General features: G+C 62.2%; 10 protein-coding genes. 7 read left to right on the top strand and 3 right to left on the bottom strand.

The window, feature by feature from the left end; genetic code table 11:
• Window positions 1-8: 8 nt before the first annotated feature.
• The gene (locus tag NHF53_RS19025; RefSeq protein WP_252835603.1) at window positions 9-560 is read right to left on the bottom strand and encodes a DUF924 family protein; all 552 of its coding nucleotides are present in this window, start codon (window positions 558-560) and stop codon (window positions 9-11) included.
• A complete protein-coding gene (gene ubiG / locus NHF53_RS19020) occupies window positions 557-1,312 on the bottom strand; it encodes a bifunctional 2-polyprenyl-6-hydroxyphenol methylase/3-demethylubiquinol 3-O-methyltransferase UbiG (RefSeq protein WP_252835602.1) in 756 nt (251 codons plus the stop codon). Before ubiG ends, NHF53_RS19025 begins: the two co-directional genes overlap by 4 nt.
• 193 nt (window positions 1,313-1,505) lie before the next feature.
• Between ubiG and NHF53_RS19015 the strand changes: the two genes are divergently transcribed.
• The 7 genes from NHF53_RS19015 to clpB all read left to right on the top strand — a co-directional run bounded on the left by NHF53_RS19015 (window position 1,506) and on the right by clpB (window position 11,978).
• On the top strand, window positions 1,506-2,216 hold the full coding sequence (locus NHF53_RS19015) for an SH3 domain-containing protein (RefSeq protein WP_252835601.1): 711 nt from the start codon (window positions 1,506-1,508) through the stop codon (window positions 2,214-2,216).
• Window positions 2,217-2,609: 393 nt separating this feature from the next.
• A complete protein-coding gene (locus NHF53_RS19010; protein ID WP_252835600.1) occupies window positions 2,610-3,884 on the top strand; it encodes an aspartate kinase in 1,275 nt (424 codons plus the stop codon).
• Window positions 3,885-3,971: 87 nt separating this feature from the next.
• Window positions 3,972-6,239, top strand: a complete 2,268-nt coding sequence (gene ptsP, locus NHF53_RS19005; protein WP_114362983.1) for a phosphoenolpyruvate--protein phosphotransferase — start codon at window positions 3,972-3,974, stop codon at window positions 6,237-6,239.
• A gap of 21 nt (window positions 6,240-6,260) precedes the next feature.
• Window positions 6,261-7,340 (top strand): peptide chain release factor 1, encoded by a 1,080-nt coding sequence (gene prfA, locus NHF53_RS19000; RefSeq protein WP_252835599.1) that lies wholly within the window; start codon window positions 6,261-6,263, stop codon window positions 7,338-7,340.
• Complete coding sequence (gene prmC / locus NHF53_RS18995; RefSeq protein ID WP_252835598.1) at window positions 7,337-8,221, top strand: peptide chain release factor N(5)-glutamine methyltransferase; 885 nt, start codon at window positions 7,337-7,339, stop codon at window positions 8,219-8,221. Before prfA ends, prmC begins: the two co-directional genes overlap by 4 nt.
• Window positions 8,222-8,527: 306 nt before the next feature.
• On the top strand, window positions 8,528-9,169 hold the full coding sequence (locus NHF53_RS18990) for a DUF4167 domain-containing protein (protein ID WP_252835597.1): 642 nt from the start codon (window positions 8,528-8,530) through the stop codon (window positions 9,167-9,169).
• Between the two features lie 208 nt (window positions 9,170-9,377).
• The gene (gene clpB, locus NHF53_RS18985; RefSeq protein WP_252835596.1) at window positions 9,378-11,978 is read left to right on the top strand and encodes an ATP-dependent chaperone ClpB; all 2,601 of its coding nucleotides are present in this window, start codon (window positions 9,378-9,380) and stop codon (window positions 11,976-11,978) included.
• A gap of 97 nt (window positions 11,979-12,075) precedes the next feature.
• Here clpB and NHF53_RS18980 read toward each other — a convergent pair whose 3' ends face one another.
• Window positions 12,076-14,016, bottom strand: a complete 1,941-nt coding sequence (locus NHF53_RS18980) for a M23 family metallopeptidase (RefSeq protein WP_252835595.1) — start codon at window positions 14,014-14,016, stop codon at window positions 12,076-12,078.
• Window positions 14,017-14,507: the final 491 nt, after the last annotated feature.

The raw sequence follows: 14,507 nt of genomic DNA, 5'->3' as shown, positions 1-14,507 counted from the left end.
TCGCGGCTTCAGCCCTTGAAACCGTCGGCGTCGAGGTAGGCTTGCTCCTCGGGTGTCGTTTCGCGGCCGAGGGCGGCATTGCGGTGGGGGAAGCGGCCGAAGCGTTCGATCAGTTCCAGATGCAGGACAGCCCATTTCAACGGCTCGGCGTCGCCCGTTTCGTCACGGTGTTTCTCGAACAGGGAGATGCCGAACTGCTGTTCCTCCAGATCCTCCGAATGCTCGAAGGGCAGGTAGAAGAACGGACGCAGGATCGGCTCCACCTCCATGTCGAAGCCCTTGGCGAGCGCGCGACGGGCTGTGGCGCGGGCGAGCGGATCCGTCGCATAGGAGTGGCCGCTGCCGCGGAAGAGATTGCGCGGGAATTGGTCGAGGAGAAGAAGCAGTGCCAGCGTCCCTTCCGGCGTCTCCTGCCAATTGGAGAGCGCACGGCAGGAAGCCTGGAAATGCAAGTCGGCATAATCGGCCGCGATCTCGGCATCGAGCGCCGCGTTGCTTGAAAACCAGGCTTCGGGGCCGTGGCGGAGCCAGCAGTCGATGACGGCTTGCGGCGAACTCATGTCGCCTGCCTTGGACGGCTGGCGAGCACCATGTAATTCACGTCGATGTCGGCCGACAGGTTCCACTGGTTCTGCAGCGGATTGAAGAAGACGCCCTTGGTCTCGAGGATCTGCATGCCGCTTGCCGACAGAGGCCGCTCGATTTCCTCCGGCCGCACCAGCTTCTCGTACTGATGCGTCCCGCGCGGCAGCCAGCCCAGAACGTATTCCGCGCCGACGATGGCAAGCGCTGCGGCCTTCAGTGTACGGTTGATCGTCGAGATCAGCATGAGCCCGCCGGGCTTCACCATCGAAGCACATGTGCTGATGAAGAAATCCACGTCGGCAACGTGTTCGACGACTTCCATGTTCAACACCACGTCGAAGCGCTCGCCTGCCGCCGCCAGCGCTTCCGCCGTCACGGCACGGTAGTCGACGATGGTTCCCGTCTGCTCGGCATGAGTGCGGGCGATGCCGATATTTCTTTCCGAGGCGTCCGCGCCCAGCACCGTTGCGCCCATCCGTGCGACCGGTTCGGAGAGCAGGCCGCCGCCGCAACCGATGTCGAGAATTCTCAGTCCCTGTAGCGGATGGTGGCTTTTCGGATCGCGTCCGAAATGCTCCGCCACCTTGTCGCGAATATAGGTCAGCCGGACCGGGTTGATTTTGTGCAGTGGTTTGAACTTGCCCGTGGGATCCCACCATTCCGCGGCCATCGCCGAAAAACGGTCGACCTCGACCTGGTCAATGGTGGTGCGCGCCTGTTCGGTCATTTGCCGATCTCCATGAATTCCCGAAGAAATCAAGTCGGACGATCGACTGAGGATGTCAAGTCCACGGATCTCCGGCGGTCGCACCGCAACTGTGAGCCTGCCTCAATACAGCCTGAAAGAGGGACCATCCACATTGCCGAAACGTTACCGTTTTGATGTGCATAGGCCCCGTTCCGGGGTTCAGGAGACGATCATGAAGAGATTATCGCTACTTGCGATGGCCGCCGTGGGAATGCTTGCCATCCCGGCGCTTGCGGACGCTGCACCTGCTTATTCGACGGCGGACGTCAACATGCGTTCGGGCCCGAGCACGCAGTATCCCCCCGTCTTGGTGATCCCTTACGGCAGCCGTGTGGACATCCGCGGGTGCCTGAGTTCCCAGGCCTGGTGCGACGTCGACTACCGCGGCATCCGTGGCTGGGTATCAGGCAGCTATCTGCAGGCGAGTTATGAGCAGCGCCGCGTCTATGTCGGCCCGAGCTACTACGAACCGCTCGGCATTCCGACCGTGGTGTTCAGCATCGACACCTACTGGGACCGCTACTATCGCGACCGTGACTTCTATCGGGATCGCGACGAGTGGCGAGACGGGTACTATCGTCCGGCGGTTCGCCGCGATGTTTATCGCCGTCCTCCTCCGCCGCCGCGGTGGGACGACGACGAGGAATACGGCTGGCGCGAGCCGTCCCGGCGCGTTCGCGAGCCGCGGCGAGACCCTCCGCCGCCACCGCCACCACCAGTGATGTGGGACGACGACGCGCAGCCCGTCTATGAACGAAGCGGGCGCCGCCTTCCGCCGCGGGATCGTGGCGAGTTGATCCGCGAGAAGAACAAGCAGGCAGAGGGCAAGCGTCTGATCAAGCGTTGCAACCAAGGAATGATTGCCTGTCAGTCGCACGATTGACGAGCCCAGACGAATCTGCGCGATCGCCGTGGCGGCCGCGCAGATCAATCTCGTGCAGATACCAGAACCGTGTGTCCTGCCTCCTCATCGACATGAGCGCCGCCATTGTTCCAGCCGCTCCGGGGGGCGAGAAGATCCGAAACGATCCTTGAGCCGCCCGCCCTGTTGCGACGTCGGGCATTCCGTATCCTCCCGCCGCGAAAACACGGCGCTCCGTCGTCTGGTCACATCGTTCGCCGCCGAAGCCCTGAGCTGAAGGCGTTTCAGGCCCGGGGCCATTGAACTTCCCGGGGGATTTGGCTATGAGACCGCAACTTGTCTGCGCCTCGCGGCTCAGGTGGTTTCTTCAGCGGTGCCGGTCGGTACCCAACATTCGTGACGGTAGTTAAGGCAATGGCTCGCATCGTGATGAAATTCGGCGGAACCTCCGTCGCCAATCTCGAACGTATTCACAATGTCGCACGGCATGTGAAACGTGAGGTCGATGCCGGTCACGAAGTGGCGGTTGTCGTTTCGGCCATGTCAGGCAAGACGAACGAACTGGTCGACTGGGTGCGCAACATACCGAAGGTCGCCGGCGCCGACTCGCCTTTCTATGACGCACGCGAATACGACGCGGTCGTCGCCTCGGGGGAGCAGGTAACCTCCGGCCTGCTGGCGATCGCCCTGCAGTCTATGGGTATCAACGCGCGCTCCTGGCAGGGCTGGCAGATTCCGATCAAGACGGACAATGCCCACGGAGCCGCCCGCATTCAGGAGATCGATGGTTCGGACATCATCCGGCGGATGGGCGAGGGGCAGGTGGCGGTTGTCGCCGGCTTCCAGGGTATCGGCCCCGATAATCGCATCTCGACGCTTGGTCGTGGCGGTTCGGACACGTCGGCGGTGGCGATCGCCGCCGCGGTCAAGGCCGATCGTTGCGATATCTACACGGACGTCGACGGTGTCTATACGACGGACCCGCGTGTCGAACCGAAGGCGCGAAGACTGAAGAAGATCGCCTTCGAGGAAATGCTGGAAATGGCGTCGTTGGGCGCGAAGGTGCTTCAGGTGCGCTCGGTCGAGCTGGCCATGGTGCACAAGGTGCGGACCTTCGTGCGCTCGAGTTTCGAGGACCCGGATGCTCCGGGGATGGGCGACCTTCTCAATCCGCCCGGTACGTTGATTTGCGATGAGGAAGAGATCGTGGAACAGGAAGTTGTCACCGGCATTGCGTATGCCAAGGATGAAGCGCAAATCTCGCTGCGCCGCGTCGCAGACCGGCCGGGCGTTTCCGCCGCGATCTTCGGTCCGCTCGCCGAGGCGCATATCAATGTCGACATGATCGTTCAGAATATCTCCGAGGACGGAACCCGGACGGATATGACCTTTACGGTTCCCTCGGGCGACGTCGAAAAGGCGCTCGCCGTTCTCGGCGACAACAAGGAGAAGATCGGCTACGACGTGCTCCAGAGCGAATCAGGGCTGGTCAAGGTGTCGGTCATCGGTATCGGCATGCGCAGCCATGCCGGCGTGGCGGCCACCGCCTTCAAGGCGCTCGCTGAAAAGGGCATCAACATCAAGGCGATCACCACGTCGGAGATCAAGATCTCTATCCTGATCGACGGCCCCTATGCCGAACTCGCGGTCCGGACTTTGCATTCCTGCTACGGCCTCGATAAGAATTGATTCCGCTGAGGCGGTCTGCCACTCTCGACGATTGACGCGGGTGGCGGTCCGCCCCGTCCATAGACCGTTTTCGGGAGCATGCGCGCGATGAGAGACCTGTCTGCCGGTCCACGCGTCCTCCTCAAACGGCTCCGCGAACTGATGGCGGAGCCGCTTGAGCCACAGGAGCGCCTTGACCGGATTGTTCGTCAGATCGCGAGCAACATGGTCGCGGAAGTGTGCTCCGTCTATGTGCTGCGCTCCGACGGCGTCCTCGAACTCTACGCGACCGAAGGTCTCAACAAGGACGCGGTGCACCTTGCCCAGCTGAAAATGGGGCAGGGGCTTGTCGGTACGATCGCAGCAAGCGCGCAATCGCTCAATCTCTCGGATGCTCAGGCCCATCCGGCGTTCCGCTATCTCCCTGAGACTGGGGAAGAAATCTATCATTCCTTCCTCGGTGTGCCGATTCTGAGAGCCGGCCGCAGTCTTGGCGTTCTCGTGGTCCAGAACAAGGCACAGCGGAATTACCGGGAGGATGAACTTGAAGCGCTCGAGACGACAGCCATGGTGCTGGCCGAGATGATCGCGACGGGCGAACTGAAGAAGATCACCAGGCCGGGTCTCGAACTCGACCTTACGCGGGCAGTCACCATCGAAGGGGACAGCTATGGCGAGGGGATCGGGCTTGGCTATGTCGTGCTGCACGAACCGCGCATTGTGGTCACCAACCTTCTCAACGAAGACAGCGAGAAGGAAATCCGACGGCTCGCCGATGCGCTCGGTTCGCTGCGCATCTCGATCGATGACATGTTGTCACGGCGTGAAGTCGCAATGGAAGGCGAGCACCGCGAAGTGCTTGAGACCTACCGTATGTTCGCCCACGATCAGGGCTGGGTCCGCCGCATGGAAGAGGCGATCCATAATGGACTGACCGCGGAGGCGGCGGTCGAGAAGGTGCAGAGCGACACCAAGGCCCGCATGATCCGTCTGACGGATCCTTATCTTCGGGAGCGGATGCACGACTTCGACGACCTCGCCAACCGCCTGCTCAGACAGCTGACCGGTTTTTCGTCGCGGAGTGCATCGGAAGGCTTTCCGTCCGACGCGATCATTCTCGCGCGCGCCATGGGTGCCGCGGAACTGCTCGACTATCCGCGCAGCCATATTCGCGGGCTGGTGCTGGAAGAGGGGGCGGTGACGAGTCACGTCGTGATCGTCGCCCGCGCGATGGGTATCCCGGTTGTCGGCCAAGCGGCGGGCGCGGTAGCGCTTGCCGAGAATGGCGATCCTGTCATCATCGACGGTGACGACGGAAAGGTCCACGTCCGGCCAATGGCGGACCTTCAGAAGGCATACGAAGAGAAGGTGAAATTGCGCGCGCGTCGGCAGGAGCAGTTCCGGGCGCTTCGCGACGTGGAGCCGCTGACGAAGGACGGCAAGCGTATCCTCCTCCAGATGAATGCCGGCCTGCTCGTCGATCTGCCGCAACTGGCCGCTTCGGGTGCAGAAGGCATCGGATTGTTCCGTACCGAACTGCAGTTCATGATTTCTTCCACGATGCCGAAAGCGGAAGAACAGGAGAATTTCTACCGCAGCGTTCTGCGCCAGGCCGACGGTCGACCGGTGACGTTTCGCACGCTGGATATCGGCGGCGACAAGGTCGTTTCCTATTTTCGGTCGCAGGAAGAGGAAAACCCGGCGCTCGGCTGGCGCGCGATACGCCTGTCGCTCGACCGGCCCGGGCTGTTGCGCACTCAGCTCAGGGCGCTCCTGAAAGCGTCGGCGGGCGCCGAACTCAAGATGATGCTGCCGATGGTGACCGAGGTCTCCGAAATTCGCGCAGTGCGCGAACTGATGCAGAAGGAGGTCCAGCACCTCTCCAAGTTCGGACACCAGCTGCCGAAGCGCCTGCAGTTCGGCGTGATGCTCGAGGTTCCTGCTCTGCTGTGGCAACTGGAGGAGCTGATGGAGGAGGTGGACTTCGTGTCCGTCGGCTCCAACGACCTCTTCCAGTTTTCGATGGCTGTCGACCGCGGCAATGCCCGGGTGGCGGACCGCTTCGACGTGCTCGGCCGATCGTTCCTGCGCATTCTTCGCGACATCGTCCGCGCCGCCGACAAGGCCGGGACGCCGCTGACGCTGTGCGGCGAGATGGCGGGCAAGCCTCTGAGCGCGATGGCTCTTCTCGGGCTCGGCTTCCGGTCGATCTCGATGTCGGCGACGTCGATCGGCCCGATCAAGGCGATGCTTCTGGCGCTGGATGTCGACCGCCTGAGCAAGCTGCTGGACGGCGCGCTGGACGATCACCGCACGCATCTGCCTGTACGCGACATCCTCACCGGATTCGCGGAAGACAACAACATTCCCCTTTGAATGATCTGCCTGGAGTAGAGAGTGGCAAAGCTACCTGTCGATAAGATGCGTGAGCTCGAACGCCGATTCGGTGAGATCGAGGCTCGCATGTCGGCCGGGCCGGCCGCGGACGTCTACGTCAAGCTCGCGTCGGAATATGCCGAGTTGCAGCCGGTCGTCGGCAAGGTTCGCGAATACGAGGTGGCGATCTCCGAGTTTGCGGGCCTGCGATCGATGCTGGCCGACAAATCGACCGATCGTGAGATGCGTGCTCTTGCCGAGACCGAGATTCCCGAGGTCGAGGAGCGCATTGCGGCGCTCGAGACAGATATCCAGATCCTCCTTCTGCCGAAGGACGCAGCGGACGAAAAGAGCGCCATTCTCGAAATTCGCGCCGGCACCGGCGGTTCGGAAGCGGCGCTGTTTGCCGGTGACCTCTTCCGGATGTACGAGCGCTTCGCCAGTTCCAAAGGGTGGAGGGTCGAGGTCCTGTCGGCCAGCGAAGGCGAGGCGGGCGGCTACAAGGAAATCATCGCGTCCATCACCGGCCGCGGCGCGTTCTCGAAACTGAAATTCGAGTCCGGCGTGCACCGCGTGCAGCGCGTCCCGGAAACGGAGGCGAGCGGTCGCATTCATACGTCGGCAGCAACCGTGGCGGTGCTGCCGGAGGCCGAGGAGATCGATGTCGAGATACGTCCGGAGGACATCCGGATCGACACGATGCGCTCGTCCGGCGCTGGCGGGCAGCACGTCAACACCACTGACTCGGCGGTACGTATCACGCACCTGCCGACGGGGCTCGTGGTTACGAGTTCGGAGAAGTCGCAGCATCAGAACCGGGCCAAGGCGATGCAGGTCCTGCGTTCTAGGCTCTACGACATGGAGCGTCAACGGACCGAAAGCGAGCGCTCGGCGGATCGCCGGAGCCAGGTAGGGTCCGGAGACCGATCCGAACGTATTCGCACCTACAATTTTCCACAGGGCCGGGTCACCGATCACCGCATCAATCTTACTCTCTACAAGCTGGACCGGATGATGGAGGGCGATATCGACGAACTCGTGGATGCCCTGATCTCCGACTACCAGGCCGGTCAGCTTGCGCAGCTCGGCGAGCAGTCGTGAGCGGGCAACCCGATACAGTCAGCCTGTTGATTGCCGAAGCGAGGCGGCGTTTTGCCGAGGCTGAGCTGGCCGATCCATCGACTGATGCGCGTGTTCTCGTCGCCGGCGTTCTTGGCCTGTCGCTCTCCGACGTCGTGATGCGAGGGGACGCCGCCGTTTCCCATGAAGAGGCCGAGCAGGTGCGGGTGGCCATCACGCGTCGCTGCAAGCACGAGCCAGTTCACCGGATTCTGGGGCATCGGGCCTTCTACGGGCTGGACCTTCGGCTTTCTCCGGAGACTCTCGAGCCACGGCCGGATACCGAAATTCTGGTCGATTGCGTGTTGCCGCATTTGAAGCGGATGATTGCTGAAAAGGGCAGTGCGCGGCTGCTCGATCTCGGTGTTGGAACGGGGGCGATCGCGCTCGCCCTGCTCAAGGAGTGTCCGCAGGCTCGCGCCGTCGGAAGCGATATTTCCGAAGAGGCTCTTTCGACGGCGGAACGCAATGCCTACATCAATGGCGTCGCCGAGCGGTTCGAGACCGTGCGCAGCGCGTGGTTCGCGAACATCAAGGGAAGGTTCGACATCATCGTGTCCAATCCTCCCTATATTCCGACAGGCGTGGTCGCCGAGCTGGACCCGGAGGTCCGGGACTACGATCCGTTCGCAGCCTTGGACGGTGGTCAAGACGGTCTTGATGCCTACCGGGCGCTCTCGACGGGAGCGGGCAACTTCCTGCAGACGAACGGTTTGGTGGTCGTCGAGATCGGCTATGACCAGAAGAAGAGCGTCACCGCGCTGTTCGAAAATGCAGGTTTTTCCCTGCTCGAGGCGCATCGCGACTATGGCGGCAATGACCGGGTCCTGCTGTTCACGACGCGAAATTGCTGCGCGTGCTAAGTTGTTTCCGACTTGCGAAGAAAACGCTTGGTTTTCCGAAGGAAGCGGGCTAGGTTGCGGGCACGCAGCGGGCAGCGGGGAATGAACAGAGATTCGTTCGGGTCTGGGGCGGCTTCGATTTCGGCTCCTTTGGAGTTTCGCGAAGCAAGCAGATCCCGTTGCGTGATCAGTTAATTTGGCTTTCACCAGCGGCAGATGAAGCAATGGCGCACCATGCCCGCGGCACGCGGAGCTTTGATCCGGTCTAACCAGATGCGGCAGCGTAGCCAATCTATCAGCAATCAAGAGAATTCAGGTGAATAATCGATGAGGCCAGGACAGCAGAACAAGCGTGGTCGCGGGCGTGGCGGCAACGGCGGCGGCGGCGGCAACTTCAACCGCAAGGGCGCCAATCCGCTGACGCGAACCTATGACAGCTCCGGTCCCGATGTGAAGATTCGTGGTACTGCCCAGCACATCGCCGAGAAGTATGCAGCGCTTGCTCGTGATGCCCAGAGTTCCGGCGACCGTGTCATGGCGGAAAATTACCTCCAGCACGCCGAGCACTACAATCGCATCATCGCTGCCGCTCAGGCGCAGATGCAGGAGCGTTTCCAGCGCGATGACCGCGGGGACTACGCCGACCGAGACGTCGATGACATGGACATCCTCGATGAACCGACCGTTCATCATGCGGCACCGGCTGCGCCGCGTCCGGCCGAGATTGCCGGAAGCGGCCCGCAACCCGTGATCGAGGGGACTCCGGTGGAGGTCGCCGCTGCCGAAGAGGCTGCGGAGGAAGGTGGCGAGCAACGGCAGCCTCGTCGTCGCAATTCAGGCTCGCGTCCGCGCCGCCAGCGTCGCGGCGGTGGTGGCGGCGCGCAGGCGGATGATGCCGGTGAGGTAGGATCGACTGACGCCGAGTCGAGCTCGGAAAAGCCGGAGCTGGCCGCGGCTGCCTCCGAATAGGCGACCGCCGCTGTTGCGAAGTAAAGGATCGAGAGACTCCGGCCACGTGCCGGAGTTTTTCGTTTAAGTTCCTCTTTAAACGCCGAAATTCTTTCCCCATATCTCGATCACAAGGGCGAACACGCCCGCGGGTTCGCCTGTTCAGGGGGCCCGATCCTTAACCGCTGCATTGTGCCGTTGCGGGCAGTGCAGCTCGTGGAGATAGGCGATGAACATCGAGAAATATTCCGAGCGGGTTCGCGGCTTCCTGCAGTCGGCACAGACCCACGCACTGTCGGAAGGCCATCAGCAATTTACGGCCGAACATGTCCTCAAGGTCCTTCTGGACGACGATCAGGGCATGGCGGCGTCTCTCATCACGCGCGCCGGCGGCGATCCGAAGGAAGCGCGTCTGGCCAACGACATGGCCCTTTCCAAGCTTCCGAAGGTTTCCGGTGGCGGCGGCCAAGTCTATCTTTCGCAACCGCTCGCCAAGGTGTTTTCGACCGCCGAAGAGGCGGCAAAGAAGGCCGGTGACAGTTTCGTCACCGTCGAACGCCTGCTGCTGGCGCTGGCAATCGAGCCATCTGCATCGACCTCCGCCAGCCTGAAGAAGGCCGGCGTCACGGCGACAACGCTCAATCAGGTCATAAACGAAATCCGCAAGGGTCGCACGGCCGACACGGCGAGTGCCGAGCAGGGATTCGATGCTCTGAAGAAATATGCTCGCGACCTCACGGCCGAAGCACGCGACGGAAAGCTCGATCCGGTCATCGGCCGTGACGACGAGATCCGCCGCACCATCCAGGTGCTGTCACGCCGGACGAAGAACAACCCGGTCCTGATCGGCGAGCCCGGCGTCGGCAAGACGGCCATCGCCGAAGGTCTCGCTCTGCGTATCGTCAACGGCGACGTTCCGGAGAGCCTGAAGGACAAGCGGCTGATGGCCCTCGACATGGGTGCACTGATCGCCGGCGCGAAATACCGTGGTGAATTCGAGGAACGCCTGAAGGCCGTCTTGAACGAAGTGCAGGCGGAGAGTGGCGAAATCATCCTGTTCATCGATGAGATGCATACGCTCGTCGGCGCCGGCAAGGCCGACGGCGCGATGGACGCCTCAAACCTCCTGAAGCCGGCCCTTGCGCGCGGCGAACTGCACTGCGTCGGGGCGACCACGCTTGACGAATACCGCAAGCATGTCGAAAAGGATGCGGCGCTTGCCCGTCGTTTCCAGCCCGTGATGGTCGACGAGCCGACCGTCGAGGATACAATCTCGATCCTGCGTGGGCTGAAGGAGAAGTACGAACAACACCACAAGGTGCGTATTTCCGACTCCGCGATCGTCGCGGCCTCGACGTTGTCGAACCGCTATATCACCGACCGCTTCCTGCCGGACAAGGCAATCGATCTGATGGACGAGGCCGCCTCGCGGCTGAGGATGCAGGTGGATTCGAAGCCCGAGGAGCTCGACGAGCTCGACCGCCGCATCATGCAGCTGAAGATCGAGCGCGAGGCGCTGAAGAAGGAAACCGACAGCGCGTCCGCCGACCGGCTGGTGCGGTTGGAGGCCGAGGTGACGTCGCTGGAAGAGCAGGCCGATGCGCTAACGGCGCGCTGGCAGGCGGAAAAGCAGAAGCTCGGCCTTGCCGCCGAGCTCAAGGGCAAGCTCGACGAAGCGCGTAACGAACTGGCGGTCGCCCAACGCAAGGGTGAATTCCAGCGCGCCGGCGAACTGACCTACGGCGTCATTCCGGATCTTGAGAAGCAGTTGGCACAAGCCGAGGCGCAGGACAGCACGACCAATGCCATGGTGCAGGAAGTCGTGACGCCGGACGCGATCGCTCATGTCGTGTCGCGCTGGACCGGGATTCCGGTCGACAAGATGCTGGAAGGCGAGCGCGACAAGCTGCTGCGCATGGAAGACGAGCTGGCGAAATCGGTAGTCGGCCAGGGCGATGCGGTGCAGGCGGTGTCGCGTGCCGTTCGCCGGTCGCGTGCCGGGCTGCAGGACCCGAACCGCCCGATCGGCTCCTTCATCTTCCTCGGCCCGACCGGCGTCGGCAAGACGGAGCTCACCAAGTCGCTTGCCCGCTTCCTCTTCGACGACGACACCGCTCTCGTGCGCATCGACATGTCGGAATACATGGAGAAGCACTCGGTTGCCCGCCTCATCGGCGCGCCTCCCGGCTATGTCGGCTACGAGGAGGGTGGAGCGCTGACCGAGTCCGTTCGTCGCAAACCCTACCAGGTCGTGCTGTTCGACGAGATCGAGAAAGCCCATCCGGACGTGTTCAACGTGCTGTTGCAGGTGCTCGACGATGGCCGCCTGACCGACGGACAGGGCCGTACCGTGGACTTCAAGAACACGATCATCATCATGACCTCGAACCTTGGGGCGGAGTACCTGACAAACCTGCCGGAAGGCTCCGATACGGATCAGGTCCGCGATCAGGTGATGGACGTGGTCAAGGCATCGTTCCGGCCGGAATTCCTCAACCGTGTCGACGAGATCATCCTTTTCCATCGTCTGCAGCGGACGGAAATGGGAGCAATCGTCGATATCCAGATGAAGCGGCTCGTGGCCCTTCTCGCCGAACGCAAGATCGAGTTCGAGCTTGGCGACGACGCCCGCAACTGGCTCGCGGACAAGGGATATGATCCGGTCTATGGGGCTCGGCCGCTGAAGCGGGTCATCCAGAAATATGTCCAGGATCCGATGGCGGAGCAGATTCTCTCGGGTCGAATTCCGGATAGTTCGAAAGTGACGATTACCGCCGGCTCGGATCGACTGCTGTTCAGCGTCCGGCAACTGGCTGACGAAGCGGCGTAAGCGGCAGACCCGTCAAGGACGGCAACAACGAAATGGCGGCCTGCGTGCCGCCATTTTTCATGGGTAGCCGGATCGCTGTGCGATCATTTCCCGTTCCTCAGCGCGCGGCTAGCTGCTTCTGTCGCTCGACGTTGCCAAGCAGTGAATCGATGCGCTGACGTTCCACTTCGAACTTGGCGAGCGCATCCCCGGTCAGGGACTTTCCGCCGGGAAGACGGACCTTCAGCGGATCGACCTTGGTGCCGTTGACGATCAGCTCGTAGTGCAGATGGGCACCCGTCGAAAGCCCGGTATTTCCGACCCAGCCGATCACCTGTCCCTGGCGGACCTTCGCGCCCGGCTTGACGTCCTTCGCGATCGCGCTCTGGTGATTGTAGGAGGTGACGTAACCGTTGGCGTGTCGGATGAGGGTCTGGTTTCCATAGCCACCCGAGTCCCAGCCCGCCTTTTCGACGACGCCGTTGCCGGAGGCGATGATGGGTGTGCCGCGGGGGGCGGCCCAATCGGCGCCGGTATGCATCTTGGAGTAGCCGAGGATCGGATGGCGGCGCATACCGAAGCCGGAGGTGAAGCGACCGTTCGGTACCGGGTTCCGGAGCAGGAACTGGCGGATGCTCTTACCCTCGGCATCGAAGTAATCGATCGAGTTATCGGCCGGGTCCTGAAAGCGGTAGAAAGTCGTCAGGGTGTCGCCGAAACGGGCGCTGACATAGAGAAGTTCGGATTCCTCGGTGGCTTGGCCGTTCTCGTCGGGCACCGAGAAAAAGGCTTCCAGCATGTCCGTCGGCTTCAGCTGCGCCTGGAAATCGACATTGCTGGCAAGCAGCCGAATGATCTGCGCTGTCATCTGTTGGTTCATGCCGTAGGAAATGGCCGCCCGGTAGATGCCGTCATATACCCGCGGCAGGTCGCGACCGGCCGGAATTGACATGGGCCGGTCGTCGAAGGCCGACGCAATGGCGTCGAGAACGGGCGGTTCGCTGCCGACGACCAGGCGGCCGGCGTCGTTCAGCGCAAGCGTCACGACATGTGTGGCGTGTCGGTAGAGACTGACACGGACGATCCTTGCCTCTTCTCCTTTCTGGATGAGGCCGATCCTGAGGACGTCGCCCTCGGACAGTCCGTCCGCGCCGATCTGCGGGCCGAGGTAGCGTGCGACGTCCTCCGCTTCCGCCCGCGGGTAGCCCGCGCCGATCATGGCGGCATCCACCGACTGCGCACGGCGAACCGGGATGATGTCGTCGGCATATTCGGGTGTTTGCGGCGTGAGTGGCTCGGGCGCCGATACCGACATGTTCTGCTCGATGATGCGCGCGGCCAATCCGGTGGTCAGGTCGACGCCGCTGTCGTCGGCGAAACGCTGCGGGTCGATGTAGTAGAGTGCGGCGATCTGCGTGCTGCCGTCGGTCAAGACCGATCCGTTGGTGCGAACTGCCTCCTCCACCTCGTCGAAGGACATCTCGCCGGCGTAGGGGTGAACGTTTCCTGATACCGGAAAGGCGACGGTCCTTAAGCTCACCTGGGATTCGACGTCGGAACCGTAGAGGCTGCCGGTTCGCGGCGCCGTGCTCTTTTCGCCGTCGTCTGCGAAGATCGCCAGCGGGTCGAACCTCGGATAGTCCTCCTGAACAGTATAATTGGCGGCGAGGCTCATCTTCACGTGCATGAAGGGCTGCCGGCGCACCACCTCGGTCTCTCCCTCGTGAATGACTGTCGGCACTTCGAGAATCGCCTTGTCCGAAGGCCTTGCCGCGATGTTCGGACCGAGAAGCCGTTCTCCGCGTTTGGCGGTTTCCTGGGTCTCGTTCTGGTCCGGTCCGGCGACCGCATAGGCTTCCGCCGGAATGGCGAGCTGCTGGCGACCATCGAGCGCGGCAAACAATGCGACGCCCATCAGCACGCACGAGGTGATGCCGGTAAGGAAGGTACCGCTCAGCCAGCGCAACGAGATTTCCCGCCGGTCCGGCGCACGGCGGCCGTCGGCAAGAATCGGCGGCTCGGTGCCGAGAGACCGCAGCATGTTGCGGTCCGTCATCATGCCGCCTGCCTCCGTTTGTTCAAGAGTACACTCCGTTTCTAAGCATCTGGCCGCGAAATCTGCACGTTTGATGGGTGCTCGTCAAATGACGGGTCGTCGCGTCCGGCGATTCCTTCTCCAGGTCGCTTCAGAGCACTTGATTGTGAATTTCTCGGGGCGGACACGCGCGAACGCGCTCCGCGGACGACGCGCGGCAAGCACTGCCCCGGTTCTATCACAGGCACGCCCGCCCACATAAGGAGACCTTTGCGCCCCTTCATTGTCTCGTTGGTTGTGTGTCGGGCCGATGGCGGCTGCCGCTTCGCCGCGGGCTTTGTGTGGAGTCATGCTTTGCGGGAGGGGGCTTTGGGCGCGAGGTTTGAGTCACGGCTACCTGAAATTCGAAAAGTATGTTATTTTTCAGATGTTTGGAAATTTCTTTGAAAAAATCCGTAGTGGTCTGTTGACTTGTTTGAGGGGGTAGGATTATACATCCGCTCACTGACGAGGGC

This window comes from Ciceribacter sp. RN22, from assembly GCF_024054295.1.
Lineage (GTDB): Bacteria > Pseudomonadota > Alphaproteobacteria > Rhizobiales > Rhizobiaceae > Allorhizobium > Allorhizobium lividum.
Note: the sequence above shows the minus strand (reverse complement) of the source record. Positions and strands in the feature narration are given on the sequence as shown.

Coding starts and splice junctions, on each gene's coding strand:
- NHF53_RS19025 (WP_252835603.1), bottom strand. CDS start 560: ATGAGTTCGCCGCAAGCCGTCATCGACTGCTGGCTCCGCCACGGCCCC.
- ptsP (WP_114362983.1), top strand. CDS start 3,972: ATGAGAGACCTGTCTGCCGGTCCACGCGTCCTCCTCAAACGGCTCCGC.
- NHF53_RS18990 (WP_252835597.1), top strand. CDS start 8,528: ATGAGGCCAGGACAGCAGAACAAGCGTGGTCGCGGGCGTGGCGGCAAC.
- NHF53_RS19010 (WP_252835600.1), top strand. CDS start 2,610: ATGGCTCGCATCGTGATGAAATTCGGCGGAACCTCCGTCGCCAATCTC.
- NHF53_RS19015 (WP_252835601.1), top strand. CDS start 1,506: ATGAAGAGATTATCGCTACTTGCGATGGCCGCCGTGGGAATGCTTGCC.
- NHF53_RS18980 (WP_252835595.1), bottom strand. CDS start 14,016: ATGATGACGGACCGCAACATGCTGCGGTCTCTCGGCACCGAGCCGCCG.
- ubiG (WP_252835602.1), bottom strand. CDS start 1,312: ATGACCGAACAGGCGCGCACCACCATTGACCAGGTCGAGGTCGACCGT.
- clpB (WP_252835596.1), top strand. CDS start 9,378: ATGAACATCGAGAAATATTCCGAGCGGGTTCGCGGCTTCCTGCAGTCG.